The sequence below is a fragment of the Phenylobacterium sp. J426 genome, from assembly GCF_024699945.1.
In the GTDB taxonomy this organism is placed as follows: Bacteria; Pseudomonadota; Alphaproteobacteria; order Caulobacterales; family Caulobacteraceae; genus Phenylobacterium.
Genome location: NZ_JAJOMY010000001.1, coordinates 3615212 through 3630817, shown reverse-complemented (window position 1 = coordinate 3630817; position 15606 = coordinate 3615212). Strand labels below are relative to the sequence as shown.

16 protein-coding genes and 2 pseudogenes are annotated in these 15606 nt (G+C 69.7%); 15 read left to right on the top strand and 3 right to left on the bottom strand.

Features of this window, described 5'->3' with window-relative positions:
* Positions 1 to 73 precede the first annotated feature (73 nt).
* The 8 genes from scpB to LRS10_RS19110 all read left to right on the top strand — a co-directional run bounded on the left by scpB (position 74) and on the right by LRS10_RS19110 (position 6861).
* Positions 74 to 724, top strand: a complete 651-nt coding sequence (scpB, locus tag LRS10_RS19145) for an SMC-Scp complex subunit ScpB (protein ID WP_257838624.1) — start codon at positions 74 to 76, stop codon at positions 722 to 724.
* Between the two features lie 107 nt (positions 725 to 831).
* Complete coding sequence (locus LRS10_RS19140) at positions 832 to 1044, top strand: twin-arginine translocase TatA/TatE family subunit (RefSeq protein WP_257838623.1); 213 nt, start codon at positions 832 to 834, stop codon at positions 1042 to 1044.
* A 74-nt stretch (positions 1045 to 1118) separates the two neighbouring features.
* The gene (gene tatB, locus LRS10_RS19135) at positions 1119 to 1640 is read left to right on the top strand and encodes a Sec-independent protein translocase protein TatB (RefSeq protein WP_257838622.1); all 522 of its coding nucleotides are present in this window, start codon (positions 1119 to 1121) and stop codon (positions 1638 to 1640) included.
* Entirely contained in the window at positions 1637 to 2542 is a 906-nt protein-coding gene (gene tatC, locus LRS10_RS19130) for a twin-arginine translocase subunit TatC (protein ID WP_257838621.1), read from the top strand. The genes tatB and tatC overlap by 4 nt, the downstream gene beginning before the upstream one ends.
* Before the next feature lie 71 nt (positions 2543 to 2613).
* Positions 2614 to 3897, top strand: coding sequence for a serine--tRNA ligase (gene serS / locus LRS10_RS19125; protein ID WP_257838620.1), 1284 nt, complete (start codon positions 2614 to 2616; stop codon positions 3895 to 3897).
* Positions 3894 to 4667: a 5'/3'-nucleotidase SurE gene (gene surE, locus LRS10_RS19120; RefSeq protein WP_257838619.1), complete on the top strand. Its 774-nt coding sequence runs from the start codon at positions 3894 to 3896 to the stop codon at positions 4665 to 4667. The genes serS and surE overlap by 4 nt, the downstream gene beginning before the upstream one ends.
* Before the next feature lie 2 nt (positions 4668 to 4669).
* On the top strand, positions 4670 to 5326 hold the full coding sequence (locus LRS10_RS19115) for a protein-L-isoaspartate(D-aspartate) O-methyltransferase (protein WP_257838618.1): 657 nt from the start codon (positions 4670 to 4672) through the stop codon (positions 5324 to 5326).
* A 122-nt stretch (positions 5327 to 5448) separates the two neighbouring features.
* On the top strand, positions 5449 to 6861 hold the full coding sequence (locus LRS10_RS19110) for a LysM peptidoglycan-binding domain-containing M23 family metallopeptidase (protein WP_257838617.1): 1413 nt from the start codon (positions 5449 to 5451) through the stop codon (positions 6859 to 6861).
* A gap of 3 nt (positions 6862 to 6864) precedes the next feature.
* Here LRS10_RS19110 and LRS10_RS19105 read toward each other — a convergent pair.
* Positions 6865 to 7705: pseudogene (locus LRS10_RS19105) on the bottom strand (ATP-binding protein).
* 120 nt (positions 7706 to 7825) lie between these two features.
* On the opposite strand from LRS10_RS19105, the gene yajC reads away from it, so the two are divergent.
* The 6 genes and pseudogenes from yajC to LRS10_RS19075 all read left to right on the top strand — a co-directional run bounded on the left by yajC (position 7826) and on the right by LRS10_RS19075 (position 12562).
* The gene (yajC, locus tag LRS10_RS19100; RefSeq protein ID WP_257838616.1) at positions 7826 to 8173 is read left to right on the top strand and encodes a preprotein translocase subunit YajC; all 348 of its coding nucleotides are present in this window, start codon (positions 7826 to 7828) and stop codon (positions 8171 to 8173) included.
* A gap of 19 nt (positions 8174 to 8192) precedes the next feature.
* Positions 8193 to 9792: pseudogene (gene secD, locus LRS10_RS19095) on the top strand (protein translocase subunit SecD).
* Between the two features lie 15 nt (positions 9793 to 9807).
* On the top strand, positions 9808 to 10770 hold the full coding sequence (gene secF / locus LRS10_RS19090; RefSeq protein ID WP_257838615.1) for a protein translocase subunit SecF: 963 nt from the start codon (positions 9808 to 9810) through the stop codon (positions 10768 to 10770).
* 10 nt (positions 10771 to 10780) lie between these two features.
* Positions 10781 to 11140 (top strand): Mth938-like domain-containing protein, encoded by a 360-nt coding sequence (locus LRS10_RS19085; RefSeq protein WP_257838614.1) that lies wholly within the window; start codon positions 10781 to 10783, stop codon positions 11138 to 11140.
* Between the two features lie 80 nt (positions 11141 to 11220).
* Positions 11221 to 11826 (top strand): urate hydroxylase PuuD, encoded by a 606-nt coding sequence (locus tag LRS10_RS19080; RefSeq protein WP_257838613.1) that lies wholly within the window; start codon positions 11221 to 11223, stop codon positions 11824 to 11826.
* 73 nt (positions 11827 to 11899) lie between these two features.
* Complete coding sequence (locus LRS10_RS19075) at positions 11900 to 12562, top strand: squalene/phytoene synthase family protein (protein WP_257838612.1); 663 nt, start codon at positions 11900 to 11902, stop codon at positions 12560 to 12562.
* Here the strand turns inward: LRS10_RS19075 and trmFO are convergent, their stop codons facing one another.
* Positions 12563 to 13963: a methylenetetrahydrofolate--tRNA-(uracil(54)-C(5))-methyltransferase (FADH(2)-oxidizing) TrmFO gene (trmFO, locus tag LRS10_RS19070; RefSeq protein ID WP_257838611.1), complete on the bottom strand. Its 1401-nt coding sequence runs from the start codon at positions 13961 to 13963 to the stop codon at positions 12563 to 12565.
* A 129-nt stretch (positions 13964 to 14092) separates the two neighbouring features.
* Between trmFO and LRS10_RS19065 the strand changes: the two genes are divergently transcribed.
* Complete coding sequence (locus LRS10_RS19065) at positions 14093 to 14992, top strand: hypothetical protein (protein ID WP_257838610.1); 900 nt, start codon at positions 14093 to 14095, stop codon at positions 14990 to 14992.
* Here the strand turns inward: LRS10_RS19065 and LRS10_RS19060 are convergent.
* Positions 14989 to 15600: a glutathione S-transferase family protein gene (locus LRS10_RS19060; RefSeq protein WP_257838609.1), complete on the bottom strand. Its 612-nt coding sequence runs from the start codon at positions 15598 to 15600 to the stop codon at positions 14989 to 14991. The two genes, LRS10_RS19065 and LRS10_RS19060, sit on opposite strands and share 4 nt — an antisense overlap.
* Positions 15601 to 15606 lie beyond the last annotated feature (6 nt).

The following is a 15606-nucleotide window of genomic DNA, read 5'->3' as shown; positions in this document are numbered from 1 at the left end:
CCCATGGCGGCCCGAGGTTCCCCCACCCCGACCGCTTCGCGGTCTGCCCCTCCCCTGAAGAGGAGGGGCTTGGATGTCTGAGCGCCGCGAGACCGCCCGCGAGGTCGAAGCTCTGCTGTTCGCCGCGGCCCGGCCGCTCTCCGTCGACGACCTGGCGAGCCGCCTGCCCGAAGGCGCCGATGTCGCCGGAGCGCTGGAGGACCTGGCCGCGATCTACGAGGGCCGGGGCGTCGTCCTCGCCAACATCGCCGGCGGCTGGCGCTTCCAGACCGCGGAAGACCTCGTCTGGCTGATGACCGAGGAGCGCGACGAGCCGCGCCGGCTGTCGAAGGCCGCGCAGGAGACGCTGGCGATCATCGCCTATCACCAGCCTGTCACCCGGGCCGAGATCGAGGCGGTCCGCGGGGTGCAGGCGAGCAAGGGCACGTTGGATGTTCTCCTCGAGCTGGGCCTGGTGCGGATGCGTGGCCGCCGACGCACGCCCGGCCGCCCCGTCACCTACGGCACCACCGACGCCTTCCTCGAGCACTACGGCCTGCCCAGCCTCGCCGACCTGCCGGGCGTGGCCGAGATGAAGGCCGCGGGTCTGCTCAGCCTCGATATTCCGGCCGACTTCACCGTGCCGAACCCTGCAGATCCGCCGGGCGGGGAGGACGAACTCGACCTGGGCGAGCCGCCCGAATTCCACGTCGACTTCATCGGCCAGGACGAGGACGGGAAATAGGCGCTTTCGTCGCCGTTGGCGTGGCCGCCGTCGACAGACTATATACCCCGCTGAGATTGGCGGACGGGCGGCGTCGGGGCCGCGGAACCGTTCAGGGAGTTTTGCGCATGGGCGCCCTTAGCATCTGGCACATCCTTCTGATCGTTGTGGTCGGCGCGCTGCTGTTCGGCGGTCGCGGCAAGATCTCCGGCCTCATGGGCGACACGGCCAAGGGCATCCGCGCCTTCCGCGAGGGCCTCAAGGGCGAGCCGGAAGAGACCGAAGAGGCCGAGGCCAAGCCGCTGCCCAAGACCCGCAAGAAGGACACCACGGTCGGCTGAGGCCGACGCGGCTTTCGATCTTTTCCGCGCCGGCCCGCTTGATCGCGGCCGGCGCATCCGTTTAGGCCACCCGCATGCTTCCCGAGATTGGCGCGTCCGAGCTGCTGGTCATCGCCATCGTGGCGCTGATCGTGGTCGGGCCGAAGGACCTGCCGGTTCTGCTTCGCCGCTTTGGCCAGTTCATGGCCAAGGTGCGCGGCATGGCGAACGAGTTCCGCGCCAGCTTCGACGAGATGGCCCGCCAGTCCGAGCTCGACGACCTGCGCAAGGAGGTGGAGGCGATGCGGCGGGGGCAGTTCGCCGACATGTCGATCAGCGACAGCGCCTATCGTGAGACGGTCAGCGACATCGAGAACAGCCTCTCGGACGTGGGCGTCCAGATGCACCCGCCGATGAGCTACCAGCACGCCCAGACCTCGGAGCCGCCCGAGCCGCTCGAAGCGCCGGCGCCTGAACCGGTCAAGGCGGCCCGCAAGCCGCGCGCCGCCAAGCCGAAGGAGGCCGCTGGCGCCGCGCCCAAGACCCGCGCCGCCGCCGCGAAGACGCCGGCCAGGCCGCGCGCCAAGAAGCTCGCGGCCAAGAAGATCGTGGAATGAGCTACCAGGACGACGACTCCGAGATCGAGGCCTCGCGCGCCCCGCTGCTCGACCATCTGGTGGAGCTGCGCAAGCGGCTGATCATCTGCGTCCTGGCGGTCGTCGTGGGCTTCGCGATCTGTTTCGGCTTCTCGACCCAGATCTACACCGTCCTGCTTCATCCGTTCCAGGTCGCCGCGGAGATGTTCGAGGCGTCCAAGGGCGGTCATTCAGCCGGCCCCTTCGACCTGCTGTTCGTGCTGATCGGGCTGAAGGACGCGCCGCTGGCCGAGGGCGAGAACCTGCGGCTGGTGTTCACCGCGCCGCTGGAGTTCTTCTTCACCAAGCTGAAGCTGGCCGGCTTCGGCGCGGTGGTCCTGACCTTCCCGGTGCTGGCCTGGCAGGTCTACGCCTTCGTGGCCCCCGGCCTCTACAAGCGCGAGCGCCGCGCCTTCCTGCCGTTCCTGCTCGCGGCGCCCATGCTGTTCCTGATGGGCGCCGCCCTGGTCTATTTCGTCATCCTGCCCTTCGTCCTGTGGTTCTCGCTGAGCCAGCAGATCGTCGGCGCGGCTGGGGTCGCGGTGGAGCTTCTGCCCAAGGTCTCGGACTATCTCACCCTGGTCACGACTCTGCTGCTGGCCTTCGGCCTCTGCTTCCAGCTGCCGGTGGTGCTGACCCTGCTGGGCATGGCCGGCATCGTGAATTCCGCCATGCTGGTGAAGGGCTGGCGCTACGCGGTGTTCGGGGTGGTCGTCGTGGCGGCGATCGTGACGCCGCCTGACCCCATCAGCCAGCTGCTGCTCGCCCTGCCGATCGTCGCCCTTTATTTCATCTCGATCGGCTGCGTGAAGCTCATCGAGCTGCGCCGCGCTCGAGACGACGAGAGCGGGGATGACGAGCGCCGGGACATCATTCCCGCCTGATTGGGGCGGCCCAACTTGGCGCCTGTTCCGACGCGCTCTAGAGAGAGCCGCTCAAGCGACAGACGGGCCCCATGCACGACCTGAAAGCCATCCGCGAGAACCCCGAGCTCTACGAGGCCGCGTGGGCGCAGAAGGGTTTGTCGGGCAAGGCGGCGGAGATTCTCGAGCTCGACGCCAGGCTGCGCGCCGCCCAGACGACCCTGCAGTCCGCCCAGGCCGAGCGCAACGAGGCCTCCAAGAAGATCGGCCAGGCCAAGGCGCAGAAGAACGAGGACGAAGCCCAGCGTCTGATGGCGCAGGTGGAAGGCCTCAAGAAGACCCTGGAGGAGCAGGCCGAACTCGAACGTGAGATCGGCGAGGCGCTGAAGGCGATCCTCTCGGCCCTGCCGAACATCCCGGCGCCCGACGTCCCCAAGGGCGCCGACGAGCACGACAACGTCGAGGTCCGCCGCTGGGGCGAGCCGCGCGCGATCGCCGCACCGAAGGACCACGTCGACCTGGGCGAGGGGCTCGGGCTGATGGACTTCGAGGCCGCCGCGCGCATGAGCGGCGCCCGCTTCGTGGTGCTGAAGGGCCAGCTCGCTCGCCTCGAGCGGGCTCTCGGGCAGTTCATGCTGGACCTGCAGACGCAGGAACACGGCTACGTCGAAGTCTCCCCGCCGCTGCTGGTCAACGACGCGGCCGCCTACGGCACCGACAAGCTGCCGAAGTTCGCCGAGGACCTGTTCCAGACCACCGACGGCCGCTGGCTGATCCCGACCGCCGAGGTGTCGCTGACGAGCCTCGTCATGGATCAGATCCTCGCGGAGGAGGAGCTGCCGCTGCGCTACACGGCGCTGACCCCGTGCTTCCGCTCCGAGGCCGGCGCGTCGGGACGCGACACCCGCGGCATGATCCGCCAGCACCAGTTCATCAAGTGCGAGCTGGTCTCCATCACCGCCCCCGAACAGTCGGAGGCCGAGCACCAGCGCATGACCGAGTGCGCCGAGGCCGTGCTGAAGCGCCTGGAGCTGCCGTATCGCACCATGCTGCTGTGCACCGGCGACATGGGTTTCGGCGCGCGGAAGACCTACGACCTCGAAGTCTGGCTGCCGTCCCAGGGCAAGTACCGCGAGATCAGCTCCTGCTCGAACACCGGCGACTTCCAAGCCCGGCGCATGAATGCGCGCGCCAAGAAGGCCGGCGAGAAGGGCACCCGCTTCGTCCACACGCTGAACGGCTCGGGCCTCGCCGTCGGCCGCACCCTCGTGGCCATCCTCGAGAACTACCAGGACGAGGGCGGCCGCATTGCCGTCCCCGATGCGCTGAAGCCCTACCTGCCCGGGATCACCCACATCGGCGGCGACGCCCAATGAGGATCCTGATCACCAACGACGACGGGATCCACGCCGACGGCCTGGCGGCGCTGGAGCGCATCGCCGCCCAGCTCACCGACGACATCTGGGTGTGCGCGCCGGAGTATGAGCAGTCGGGCGCCAGCCGGGCGCTGACGCTGGCCGAGCCGATCCGCGTCCGCACGCTGGGCGAGCGCCGATTCGCCACCACCGGCACGCCCACGGATTGCGTGATGCTGGGGGTCCACGAACTGGTGAAGGGCAAGAAGCCGGATCTCGTGCTGTCGGGCGTCAACCGCGGGGCCAATCTCGCCGAGGACGTGACGATGTCGGGCACGGTGGCCGGCGCCATCGAGGGCATGGCGCTGGGCGTCCCCTCCATCGCGCTCAGCCAGATGGGCTTCTATGAACCCGGCAACAGCTTCGAGCCCGCCGAGGCCTTCGGTCCCGGCATCATCAAGCGGCTGGTCGAGTTGGGCTGGCCGGACGACGTGGTCATCAACATCAACTTCCCGAACGCGCCGGTGGACCAGATCACCGAGGTGGAGGTCACCAAGCAGGGCTTCCGTGACGTCCACGTCCGCCACGCCGAGAAGCGCACCGACCTGCGCGGCAAGGAATACTACTGGATCGGCTTCCGCCAGGAGCGCTCCAGTCCGCCCGACGGCACCGACCTGCGCGCGCTCTACGAGGGCAGGATCTCGGTGACCCCGCTGCACATCGACCTCTCCCACATGGCCGCGGTCAATGACCTGAAGGGCTTGCTGGGCGGGGCCCCGCCGAAGGTCTGACGATGGCTGAGCGGGACAAGGACGCCGAAACCCAGATGGCGCGGCTGCTGCTGGCGCTGCGATCCCAGGGCGTGACCGACGCCAAGGTGCTGCACGCCATCGAGACCACGCCCCGGCCGCTGTTCACCCAGGAGCTGTTCAAGGACCGCGCCTTCGAGGATTCGGCCCTGCCCATCGCCTGCGGCCAGACCATCAGCCAGCCGTTCATCGTCGGGCTGATGACCCAGGCCCTGAAGATCGACCGGCGCGACCGCGTGCTCGAGATCGGCACCGGCAGCGGCTACCAGACCGCCATCCTCTCGAAGATCGCGCGGCTGGTCTACACGGTGGAGCGCTACCGCACGCTGATGCGCGAAGCGGAAGGGCGCTTCAAGGAGCTGGGCCTGACGAACGTCATCACCCGCTTCGGCGACGGCGGGGAGGGGTGGCCCGAGCAGGCGCCTTTCGACCGCATTATGGTCACGGCGGCGGCGCCGGGAGAGCCCAAGGCTCTGCTCTCGCAGCTCAAGCCGAACGGGATCCTGGTGGCCCCCGTGGGCAAGGGGCCGGTGCAGAGCCTTCGCCGCTATGTCGGCGACGGCAAGGGCGGCTTCGAGGTCGAGGACCTCATCGACGTCCGCTTCGTGCCCCTGCTCGAAGGCGTGGCCAAGGAGCTCTAGGGCGTCGCCCAGGGCTCTTCGTCCACAGGCTGCGGCGGTTTGCGGGTTGGCGGGGGCGTCGGCCCGCCGCCATTCTCTCCGACCACGCCCCGATGATTCTCTATCCCCGACCCGGAGCGGCGATGACGCTTTTCCCCACGCGCCCGATCCTGATCCTCCTGGCCACCAGCGCCCTCGGCGCGAGCCTGGCGGCCTGCGCGAGCCCGAACTTCCCGATCGCCCCCCAGGTGATCACTCCACCGCCGCCGACCACGCCGGCCGCGCCGCCCCCGCGCGACGCCGAGCCGGCGCCGGAGATCCCCCGCGCTCGCGAGAGCGTCGAGTCCCGGCCGCTGGACGCGCCTGCGCCGACCGCGCCACGCGCCGCGACGCCGTCTCCTGCGCCGTCCCAGCCGGCCTATGCGCCGCCGCCCGCGCCGACCTACCGCACCGTCACGACCCGCACCGTCACCGGCCGGGTGGTGGACGTGGAAGGCCCGGCTGCGACCTATACCGTCAAGAAGGGCGACAACCTCGAGGCCATCGCTCGGAAGCTCGACACCACGGTCGAGCAGCTCGCCAAGGACAACAAGCTCAAGAAGCCCTACGTCATCCATCCGGGCGACGACCTGAAGGGGCCCAGGACGACGGCCAAGGCCTATACGGTCGAGCAGGGCGACACGCTGTTCGGCATCGCCCGCCGCTTCACCGTCACCGCCGACGCGCTGCGCGACGAGAACGACCTCGGCCGCAACGCCACGCTGCGGCCCGGCCAGAGGCTGCGGCTGCCCAAGGGCTTCAAGGACAAGGGGCCGACCGTGACCACCAGCCGCGTGCAGGTGGACGCGCCGGCGCCGCAGCCCGCGCCGCCGGCGGTCCGCAGCGAGCCGCCGCGGGCGTCGCCGCCGCCGATCGGCGCGCAGCCGCCACGCGCCACGACGCCGCCGCCGGGCCCGGCCGTCGCGCCGCCGCGGACCGAGACCCCGCCGGCGCTGCCGTCCCGTCCGCAGCCTTACCGCCCGAGCGGCTCCTCCAGCGTTCCCGCGCCCCGTCCGAGCCCGCCGCCCGCCAGCACGCCCGCGCCGTCGGCCAATCGCCCGATCGTCGGCGCGCCGGTGGCCTCGCCGCCGGTCAGCGACAGCCAGGTGTCCAGCCTGGGGCAGGGCCGGTTCATCTGGCCCCTGCGCGGCGAGATCCTGTCCGGCTTCGGCCCCAAGGGCCCGAGCCAGCGCAACGACGGCATCAACATCCGGGTGAACGCCGGCGAGGCGGTTCGCGCCGCCGCGGCGGGCGACGTGGTCTATGCCGGCGATCAGGTGCCGGGCTTCGGCAATCTGGTGCTCATCAAGCACGCCGACGGCTGGGTCACGGCCTACGGCCACCTCGGCCGCGTCGACGTGAAGATGCAGCAGAAGGTCACCCAGGGTCAGCAGATCGGCCAGGCCGGATCCTCCGGCGGCGTCTCCGAGCCCCAGCTGCACTTCGAGGTCCGCTATGCGCCGACCCCCGAAGAACGGGCGCGGCCCATCGACCCGGCGCTGGTGTTGCCGCGCTGACGGCTAGAGGGGGAGCGGCTTGCCCAGCTCCCCCGCCAGGTCGCGGATGAATTGCCAGGCCACGCGGCCGGACCGGCCCCCGCGCATCTGCGCCCACTGCAGGGGCCCGCCGGTCCAGGTCCTCCACATGCAGCCCGTAGCGCGCGGCATAGCCTTGCACGGCGGCCAGATAGGTTGCCTGGTCCATCGGCGGAAAGCCGATCCACAGGCCGAAGCGATCCGAGACGCTGACCTCCTCCTCGGCGTCCTCGTGGGCGGCGACCAGGCCACGGTCTTCCTGATGGCCCCGCGGCATCAGGTGCCGGCGGTTGGAGGTGGCGACGAACAGCACATTGGCCGGCGGGCCCGACACGCCGCCCTCCAGCGCTGACTTCAGCGCCTTGGCCGCTGCCGCCCCTTCCTCGAACGACAGGTCGTCGCACAGCACCACGAACCGCTCGGGCCGGGCCCGAAGGTCGTCGAACAGGGCGGGCAGGGCGGTGACCTGGTCGCGATCCACCTCCACCAGCTTCAGCTCCGCGTGATCCGCCGCCACCGCCATGAACGCGGCCTTGGCGATCGAGCTCTTGCCGGTCCCGCGAACGCCCCACAGGAGCACGTGGTTGTAGGGCAGGCCCGTGGCGAAGCGGCGCAGGTTCTCGACCACCTTGCCCTTCTGCCGCTCGATGCCGACGAGGCTCTCCAGCGCCAACGGATAGTCGGGCGCCGGATGGAATCCGCCCGTCGCCGGGTCGTGCCGGAAGAGGCGCGCGCCCTCGAAGGCCGCCTCGGCGCGGGCAGGGGGCGCCAGGCGTTCCAGGGCCTGGGCGATGCGGTCCAGCAGGGGCTTCAGCTCGGCGTCCATGGCCGCGAGGCTTAGCCGCCCGCAGGTTCCATTGCAAAAGCGGGACGCTCCGCATAGCTTCCGCCGACTTTACGAACGGGCGCCCTGGCACAGTGGCGTCCCCCGCAATCCGGAGAGGCCATGTTCGCCACGCCTGCCTACGCCCAGACCGCCGCCGGCGGCGCGGGCGACCCCAGCGCCATGCTGGTCCAGTTCCTGCCGCTGATCGCGCTCGTCGTCCTGTTCTACTTCCTGATGATCCGCCCGCAGCAGAAGCGGATGAAGCAGCACCAGGCGATGCTGGGCGCCCTGAAGCGCGGCGACAACGTCGTCCTGTCGTCCGGCATGAAGGGCAAGATCGTGCGCGTCGAGGACAAGGAAGTCGGCCTCGAGATCGCGCCGGGCGTGACCGTGAAGGTGGTGAAGGCCATGATCGCCGACGTCAGTTCCCGCGGCGAGCCGGCTGCCGCCAACGACGCCAAAGCCTGAGCCGAGAAGCCGCCCCTCGATGCTGACCCTCTCCCGCTGGAAGGTCGTCCTCGTCGCCCTCACGGTGATCTTCGGCGTGCTGTTCTCGCTGCCGAACCTGATCCCGGAGCAGACGCGGGCGGGCCTGCCGGGCTTCTTCCCGAAGCAGACCCTGAACCTCGGCCTCGACCTCCAGGGGGGCTCCTACCTCCTGCTGGAGGTCAACACGGCCGCACTGCGCACCGAGCGCGTGACGAACACCGTCGAGGACACGCGTACGCAGCTCCGCGAGGCGCAGATCCCGTTCACCGACCTCGGCGCCTCCGGCGGCGTGGTGAGCGTGCGGATCACCAACCCGGGCCAGGTGCAGGGAGGCCGTCCGCCTGCTGCGCAATACCCTGGGCGCGCCGTTGCAGGGCGCGGCGGGCGGTCGTGACATCACCGTCTCCACCGCTCCCGACCAGCGGATCCGCATGTCGTTCTCGGCCGACGCCATGGAGGCCGAGGCGCGTCGGGCGGTCGAGCAGTCCATCGAGATCATCCGCCGCCGGATCGACGAGCTGGGCACCCGCGAGCCGGTCATCGTCCGTCAGGGCGTCGACCGCATCGTGGTCCAGGCGCCGGGGGAAAGCGATCCCGAGCGTCTGAAGGAGGTGATCGGCCAGACCGCCAAGCTCACCTTCCAGATGGTCGACGAATCGGCGGACGTGGCCGAGGCCGTCGCCGGACGGGTGCCGCCGGGCTCGGAAGTGCTGCCGGACGAGAACGGCCAGCCGATCGTCGTGAAGCGCCGCGCGGTCGTCACCGGCGAGATGCTGACCACCGCCAACCAGGGCTACCACCCGCAGACGGCCCGCCCGATCGTCGAGTTCCGCTTCAACGGCCAGGGCGCGCGGCGCTTCGGCGACGCCACGACCCAGAACATCGGCAGGCGGTTCGCCATCGTCCTCGACAAGAAGGTGATCTCGGCGCCGGTCATCAACTCGGCGATCACCGGCGGTTCCGGCTACATCGAGGGCAACTTCACCGCGGAATCGGCGAACAATCTGGCCATCCTGCTGCGCGCCGGCGCGCTTCCCGCGCCGCTCACCGTCGAGCAGCAGCAGACCGTCAGCGCCGAACTCGGCGCCGACGCCATCAAGGCGGGCCAGGTCTCCACGATCGTGGCGTCCGTCGCGATCGTCGTGTTCATGATCCTGGCCTATGGCCTCCTGTTCGGCGGCATCTCGGTGATCGCCCTGGTCATCAACGGCCTGCTGATCATCGCCGCCATGAGCGTCACCCAGGCCACCCTGACCTTGCCGGGCATCGCCGGTCTCATCCTGACCCTCGCCGTCGCGGTCGACGCCAACGTGCTGATCTACGAGCGCATGCGCGACGAGATCCGCGCCGGCCGCTCGGTGATCAGCGCCATGGACGCGGGCTTCTCGCGCGCCATGAGCACCATCATCGACGCCAACCTCACCACGCTGCTCGCCGCCCTGCTGATGTTCCAGTTCGGCGCGGGTCCGGTGAAGGGCTTCGCCTGGACGCTGTCCATTGGCGTCGTCACCTCGGTGTTCACCGCCGTCCTCATCACCCAGGTTCTGCTGGCCCTGTGGCTCCGCGCCACGCGGCCGAAGACCCTGCCGATCGCGTAAGGAGGGCCTTCCGCCATGTGGCCCCTGATCAAGCTGCTTCCGATCAAGACGAACTTCCAGTTCGTCCGTTTCGCGAGACTGGCGGCGGTGATTTCCATCGTCGGCGTCCTTGCCTCGCTGGGACGCGCCCTGTTCCCATTCGAGCCGCCGTGCGGCGGCCTGAACTGCGGCATCGACTTCACCGGCGGCACGATGATCGAGCTGTCGACGGCGCCCAGGCAGGTCGACCTCGCCGCGGCCCGCGCGGCGCTCAGCGCCCAGCCTGTGGGCGATCCGCAGGTGCAGGGCGTGGGCGACGGCACGAAGGCCATGGTGCGCTACCAGCCGCCGGCGGGCGCCGATAGCGACCAGGTCGCCGAGCAGGTCCGCGGCGCCCTGACCCAGTCGCTGGGCCAGGTGACCTTCGAGGCGCCGAACGTCATCGGCGCAAAGGTCTCGGGCGAGCTCTTCCAGAGCGGCCTGATGGCGCTGGGTCTCGCGATCCTGCTGATGATGGTCTACATCTGGTTCCGGTTCGAACTGCAGTTCGGCATCGGCGCCGTCGTGGCCCTGTTCCACGACGTGATCCTCACCTTCGGCATCATCGCCTTCTTCCGGCTCGAGTTCAGCCTGAACACCGTGGCCGCCGTGCTCACGGTCATCGGCTATTCGATGAACGATACTGTCGTGGTCTTCGACCGCCTCCGCGAGAACCTGCGGAAGTACAAGAAGATGCCGCTGCGCGAGATCATCGACCTGTCGATCAACGAGACCTTGTCGCGGACGGTCATCACCGGCGTCACCGCGGTCCTGGCCCTGACCGGCCTGGCGGTGTTCGGCGGGGCCACCCTCTTCGACATGTCGCTGGTGCTGATCTTCGGCATCGTCATCGGCACCTACTCGTCGATCTACGTGGCCGCCCCGGTCCTGCTGCTGTTCGGGGTCAAGCGCGGCCAGGAAGAGGCCGAGCCGCTGAAGCCCGCCGACGTCCGCGTCTGAGCCTCAGGCCGTGGCCCGCAACGCCCCTTCGGTGGACGCCTATGGCGACGGCGGCTTCCGCCTCGCCGGCGAGCGGCACGAGGGCTCGGTCCTGATCCTCGGCGACGAGGCGCGGAGCTGGCCCGTAGCCAGCCTTTCGGAGCTGACGCTGGAGTCGCTCGCGCCGGTGCTGGAGGCGGGCCGCTCCGAGGTGGAGTTCGTCCTGCTGGGCGTCGGCGTCCGCAACGCCCAGCCGCCGCGGGAGGTGAGGGACGCCTTGCTGCGCGCCGGAATCGGTCTCGAGTTCATGGACACGCCGGCGGCCGCGCGGCTCTACAACGTGCTCACCGCCGAGGGTCGCCGGCTGGCTGCGGCCCTCATCGCCGTCTGAGCCGGCGAAGCGCTGCCTTTCGGCCTGCGGCGAAACGCCCTATACGAGTGGGCCAAGGGTAGGATTCTGAGGGGCTTAAGATGGCTGGACTTCTCGCCAATCTCCGCAACACGCTGATCGTGAGCTTCCTGCTCGCGCTGGTGATCGTCGCCGGTTACGGCATGCACAACGCCGCCTGGGACCAGATCTTCTGGCAGGGCGTCTTCCGCTGGCTGCACACGCTGTTCGGCATCCTGTGGATCGGCCTGCTGTACTACTTCAACTTCGTCCAGATCCGGAAAATGCCGGAAATCCCCGCCGAGCTGAAGCCGGCGGTCTCCAAGTACATCGCCCCCGAGGCGCTGTTCTGGTTCCGCTGGGCGGCCCTGGCCACCTGGGTCATGGGCGTGATCCTGGCCTGGAACCGCGGCTTCCTGCTGGAGGCCTTCACGCTGGGCGCCCTCGACGGCTTCCAGGTGCCGCAGCACACCTTCATCGGTCTCGGCATGTGGCTGGCGACCATCATGTTCTTCAACGTCTGGGCCTTCATCTGGCCGGCCCAGAAGATCGCGCTCGGCATCGTCGAGGGCGACGCCGACGCCAAGGCCGCCGCCGGGCGCAAGGCCATGCTGTTCAGCCGCATCAACACCCTGCTGTCGGTGCCGATGCTGGTGACCATGACCATGAACCAGACGATCTTCGGCTGACGCCGGAGCCCAACTCTGCGAGAAGGCCCGCCCGACCGGCGGGCCTTTTTCTTTGCGCCGAACCCCTCTGCCGATGACCAGCGACCTCGACGACCTCATCCGCCGCACCGACCCCGACCGCTGGCTGTCCAGCCGGTTCATCGGAGACGCGCAGGCGCGGGCCGAGGTGGTCGCCATCTACGCCTACGACTACGAACTGGCGCGTGCGCCAAAGGTGGCGTCCAATTCCCTGCTGGGCGAGATCCGGCTGACCTGGTGGCGCGAGATGCTGGACGAGGCGTTCGACGGCCGCCCGGTGCGCCTGCATCCCACCGCCCAGGCGCTTGCCGACGTCGTGCGTCGCCGCGGCCTCCCGCGGGAGCCCCTGGAAGCGATGATCGACGCCCGCTATCGCGAACTCGACGCTGCGCCGATGGACCCGCCGGAAGCTCTTGCGTGGGCAAGGGACACCGGGGGCCGCGCCGCCGAACTCGCCGCCCTGATCCTGGCGCCCGGAGCCGACGTCGGTCCCGCGAGAGCCGCCGGAACCGCCTGGGCCATGTCGCGCCGCGCCGCGGACGCGCCAGCGCTGGCGGCGACGGCCGAAAAGACGCTGATGGGCGCGCGCGAGGCGGTGCGGTCTCTGGACGCCCGGGCCTTCCCCGCCGCCGCCCACGCGGCGCTGGCCGTCCGGCGTGGCGCGCCGGTGCTCGACCGCCTGCGCCTGATCTGGGCCGTGGCGCGAGGGCGGATCTAGCTACTCGGCAGCAAGCGCCGGAGCGCCGTCCCGCCACGCTTCGAGGTCGGCCAGCGCCCGCTCGCCGACCAGCTGCTTCTTGAGCCGCGTCTTCTCCTTCGCCCCCAGCCGACGCCCCTCGGCGTCGCGCTTCGGCGGCGCGATCGGCGGGATCAGGCCGTAGTTGATGTTCATCGGCTGGAACGACCCCTTGCCGCCCTCCAGGTGTCCGCCGGTGATGTGGCCGATCAGGCCGCCCAGGGCGGTCGTCTCCGGCGGCGGGACGGCGGCCTGGCCCAGGCGTTCGGCGGCGGCGAAGCGGCCGGCCAGCAGGCCCACTGCGGCGCTCTCGACGTAGCCCTCGACGCCCGTCACCTGGCCGGCGAACCGCAGGCGCGGCTGCGCCTTCAGGCGCAGCGTTCGGTCCAGCAGGCGTGGGCTGTTGATGAACGTGTTGCGGTGCAGGCCGCCGAGCCGGGCGAACACCGCCTTCTCCAGGCCCGGGATCATCCGGAAGACCTCGGTCTGGGCGCCGTGCTTCAGCTTGGTCTGGAAGCCCACCATGTTCCACAACGTGCCCAGCGCATTGTCCTGGCGCAGCTGCACGACGGCGTAGGGCTTCACCTCGGGATTGTGCGCGTTGGTGAGGCCGACCGGCTTCATCGGTCCGTGACGCAGGGTTTCGCGACCCCGCTCGGCCATCACCTCGATCGGTAGGCAGCCGTCGAAATAGGGCACGTGCTCCCAGTCCTTGAACTCCGACTTCGGCGCCGCCAGCAGGGCGTCGATGAACGCCTCGTACTGCGCCTGGTCCATCGGACAGTTGATGTAGGCCGCCGCGTCGCCGCCGGGCCCGACCTTGTCGTAGCGCGACTGTCGCCAGGCCACGTCCATGTCGACGCTGTCGAAGTTCACAATGGGCGCGATGGCGTCGAAGAACGACAGCTGGTCCTCGCCCGTCAGGTCGAGGATCGCCTGGGCCAGCGCCGGTGAGGTGAGGGGGCCGGTGGCCACGATCACGCTGTTCCAGTCGGCGGGCGGCAGGCCGGCGATCTCCTCGCGCGCGATGGTCACGAGCGGGTGGCCTTCCAGCTTCGCAGTCACCGCGGCGGAAAAGCCTTCCCGGTCCACCGCCAGCGCGCCGCCGGCCGGGACCTGGTGAGCGTCGCCCGCCGCCATGATGATCGAGCCCAGCCGCCGCATCTCGTGATGCAGAAGACCCACCGCATTGCCCGTCCAGTCGTCCGCCCGGAACGAGTTGGAGCAGACGAGTTCCGCGAACTTGTCGGTATGGTGGGCGTCGGTGCCGCGCACGGGCCGCATCTCGTGCAGCACCACGGGCACGCCGGCCTCGGCGATCTGCCAGGCGGCTTCCGAGCCGGCGAGGCCGCCGCCCACGACATGGATAGGGTTCATCGACATGGCCGGTTCCCTAGCAACGAACGCCGCCGACCGCGAGCGGGGCCTTGCGTCGGCCGGGCCTCGCAAGCACTTTGCGCAGGATGAGGGGCGGCCCGAATCGGCATCAAGCCGACGGGCCAAGGGACGAGAATGGCTGGGTTTTCGCCGACCGACGCGGCGCTCGAAGGGTTTCGGATCACCAGGGAGCGGCCGCGGAAGCTGTTGGCCGCCGCTGTCTTCATGTTCCTCGTCGGCGTGCTACAGGTGTTCATCGAGGTGAACATGCCCGACCGCGCCCGTGAGGCGCTGGCCGCCCTCGGCAGCGAAGAGACGCTCCCCATGGGGGATCTGCTCGAGGCGCTCGCCATCCTGTCGCCGCTGCTGCTGCTGGGGCTGCTGATCCAGTCGATGATGGCGACGGCGATCTACCGCATCCTGCTGCGCGGCCAGACCGGCTCCATTCGCCTGTTCCGCATCGGCCCGGCCGAGTTCCGGCTCATGGCGCTGACGCTCATCTACGTCGTGCTGTTCGCGCTCCTGATGGCTGCGATCACCCTGGTTGGCGTGGTCCTGATGCTGGTGGCCGGCGCCCTGGGCCAGGGCGTGGCCGTGGTGATGAGCCTGCTGCTGTGGCTGGGCGCGGCCTCGCTGGTGATCTTCCTGGCGGTCCGGCTCTCGCTTGCGCCCGTGATCACGTTCGACCGGGACAGGCTCGCCCTGTTCGATTCGTGGAACGTCACGCGCGGCCAGTTCTGGCGGCTGACCGGCGCCTATGTCCTCATGATCGCGCTGGTGATCCTGGCCTTCGTGATGGCGATCCTGCTGTTCCTGCCGGCCGCCGGGATCGCCGTGATGGTCACGGGGGGCAGCTTCCAGGACATCCTGCAGATCTTCGCCATCCCGGAGGAGCCTTCGCTGGCGGCCTATTTCCAGCCGCTCCGCGTCGCCTACATGGCCGTCTCCAGCCTCTTCAGCGCCTTCTGGTATGCCGTGATCGCCGCGCCCGGAGCCTATGCCTACCGGGCGCTGACGCACGGCCGGCCGGACTAGGCCCGGGCGCTGGGCCGCTCCGAGACGCGTTCGCGCCAGGCCTTCAGGTTCTTCGCCTCGTCCGTGAGGGGCAGGCCGATCCAGTCGGCGAAGTCCACCGTCGTCAGCAGGCAGATGTCGGCCATCGTAAAGCTGTCGCCGGCCAGGAACGGCCGCTCGGCCAGCTCCTTGTCCAGCCAGCGCTGGGCGCCCGCGTAGGTCTCGCGGTTGCTCTCGCCGAAGTCCTGGAACTGGGTCAGCAGCTTGGCGGTGAACGGATGCGCATGCCGCCAGAAATTGCCCACCGGCATCATGACCGTGAACTCGGTGCGCCGCACCCACATGTCCACCAGCGCCTTCTCGACCGGCGTCCGGCCGAACAGCGGCGGGTCGGGCTGGATCTCCTCGAAGTAGCGGCAGATCGAGACCGTCTCCGAGATGCAGGTCCCGTCGTCCAGCTCCAGCGTCGGCACCTGGCCCAGGCTGTTCCGCGCCCGATGCTCCGGGCTCTTGTGTTCCCGCTGGCGCATGTCCACCGGCGTCTCGGGCAGGTCGATGCCCTTCTCCGCCAGGAAGATCCGCACCCGCCGTGGATTCGGCGCCGGCATCGGCGCGCCAAAGAGCTTCATGAACAG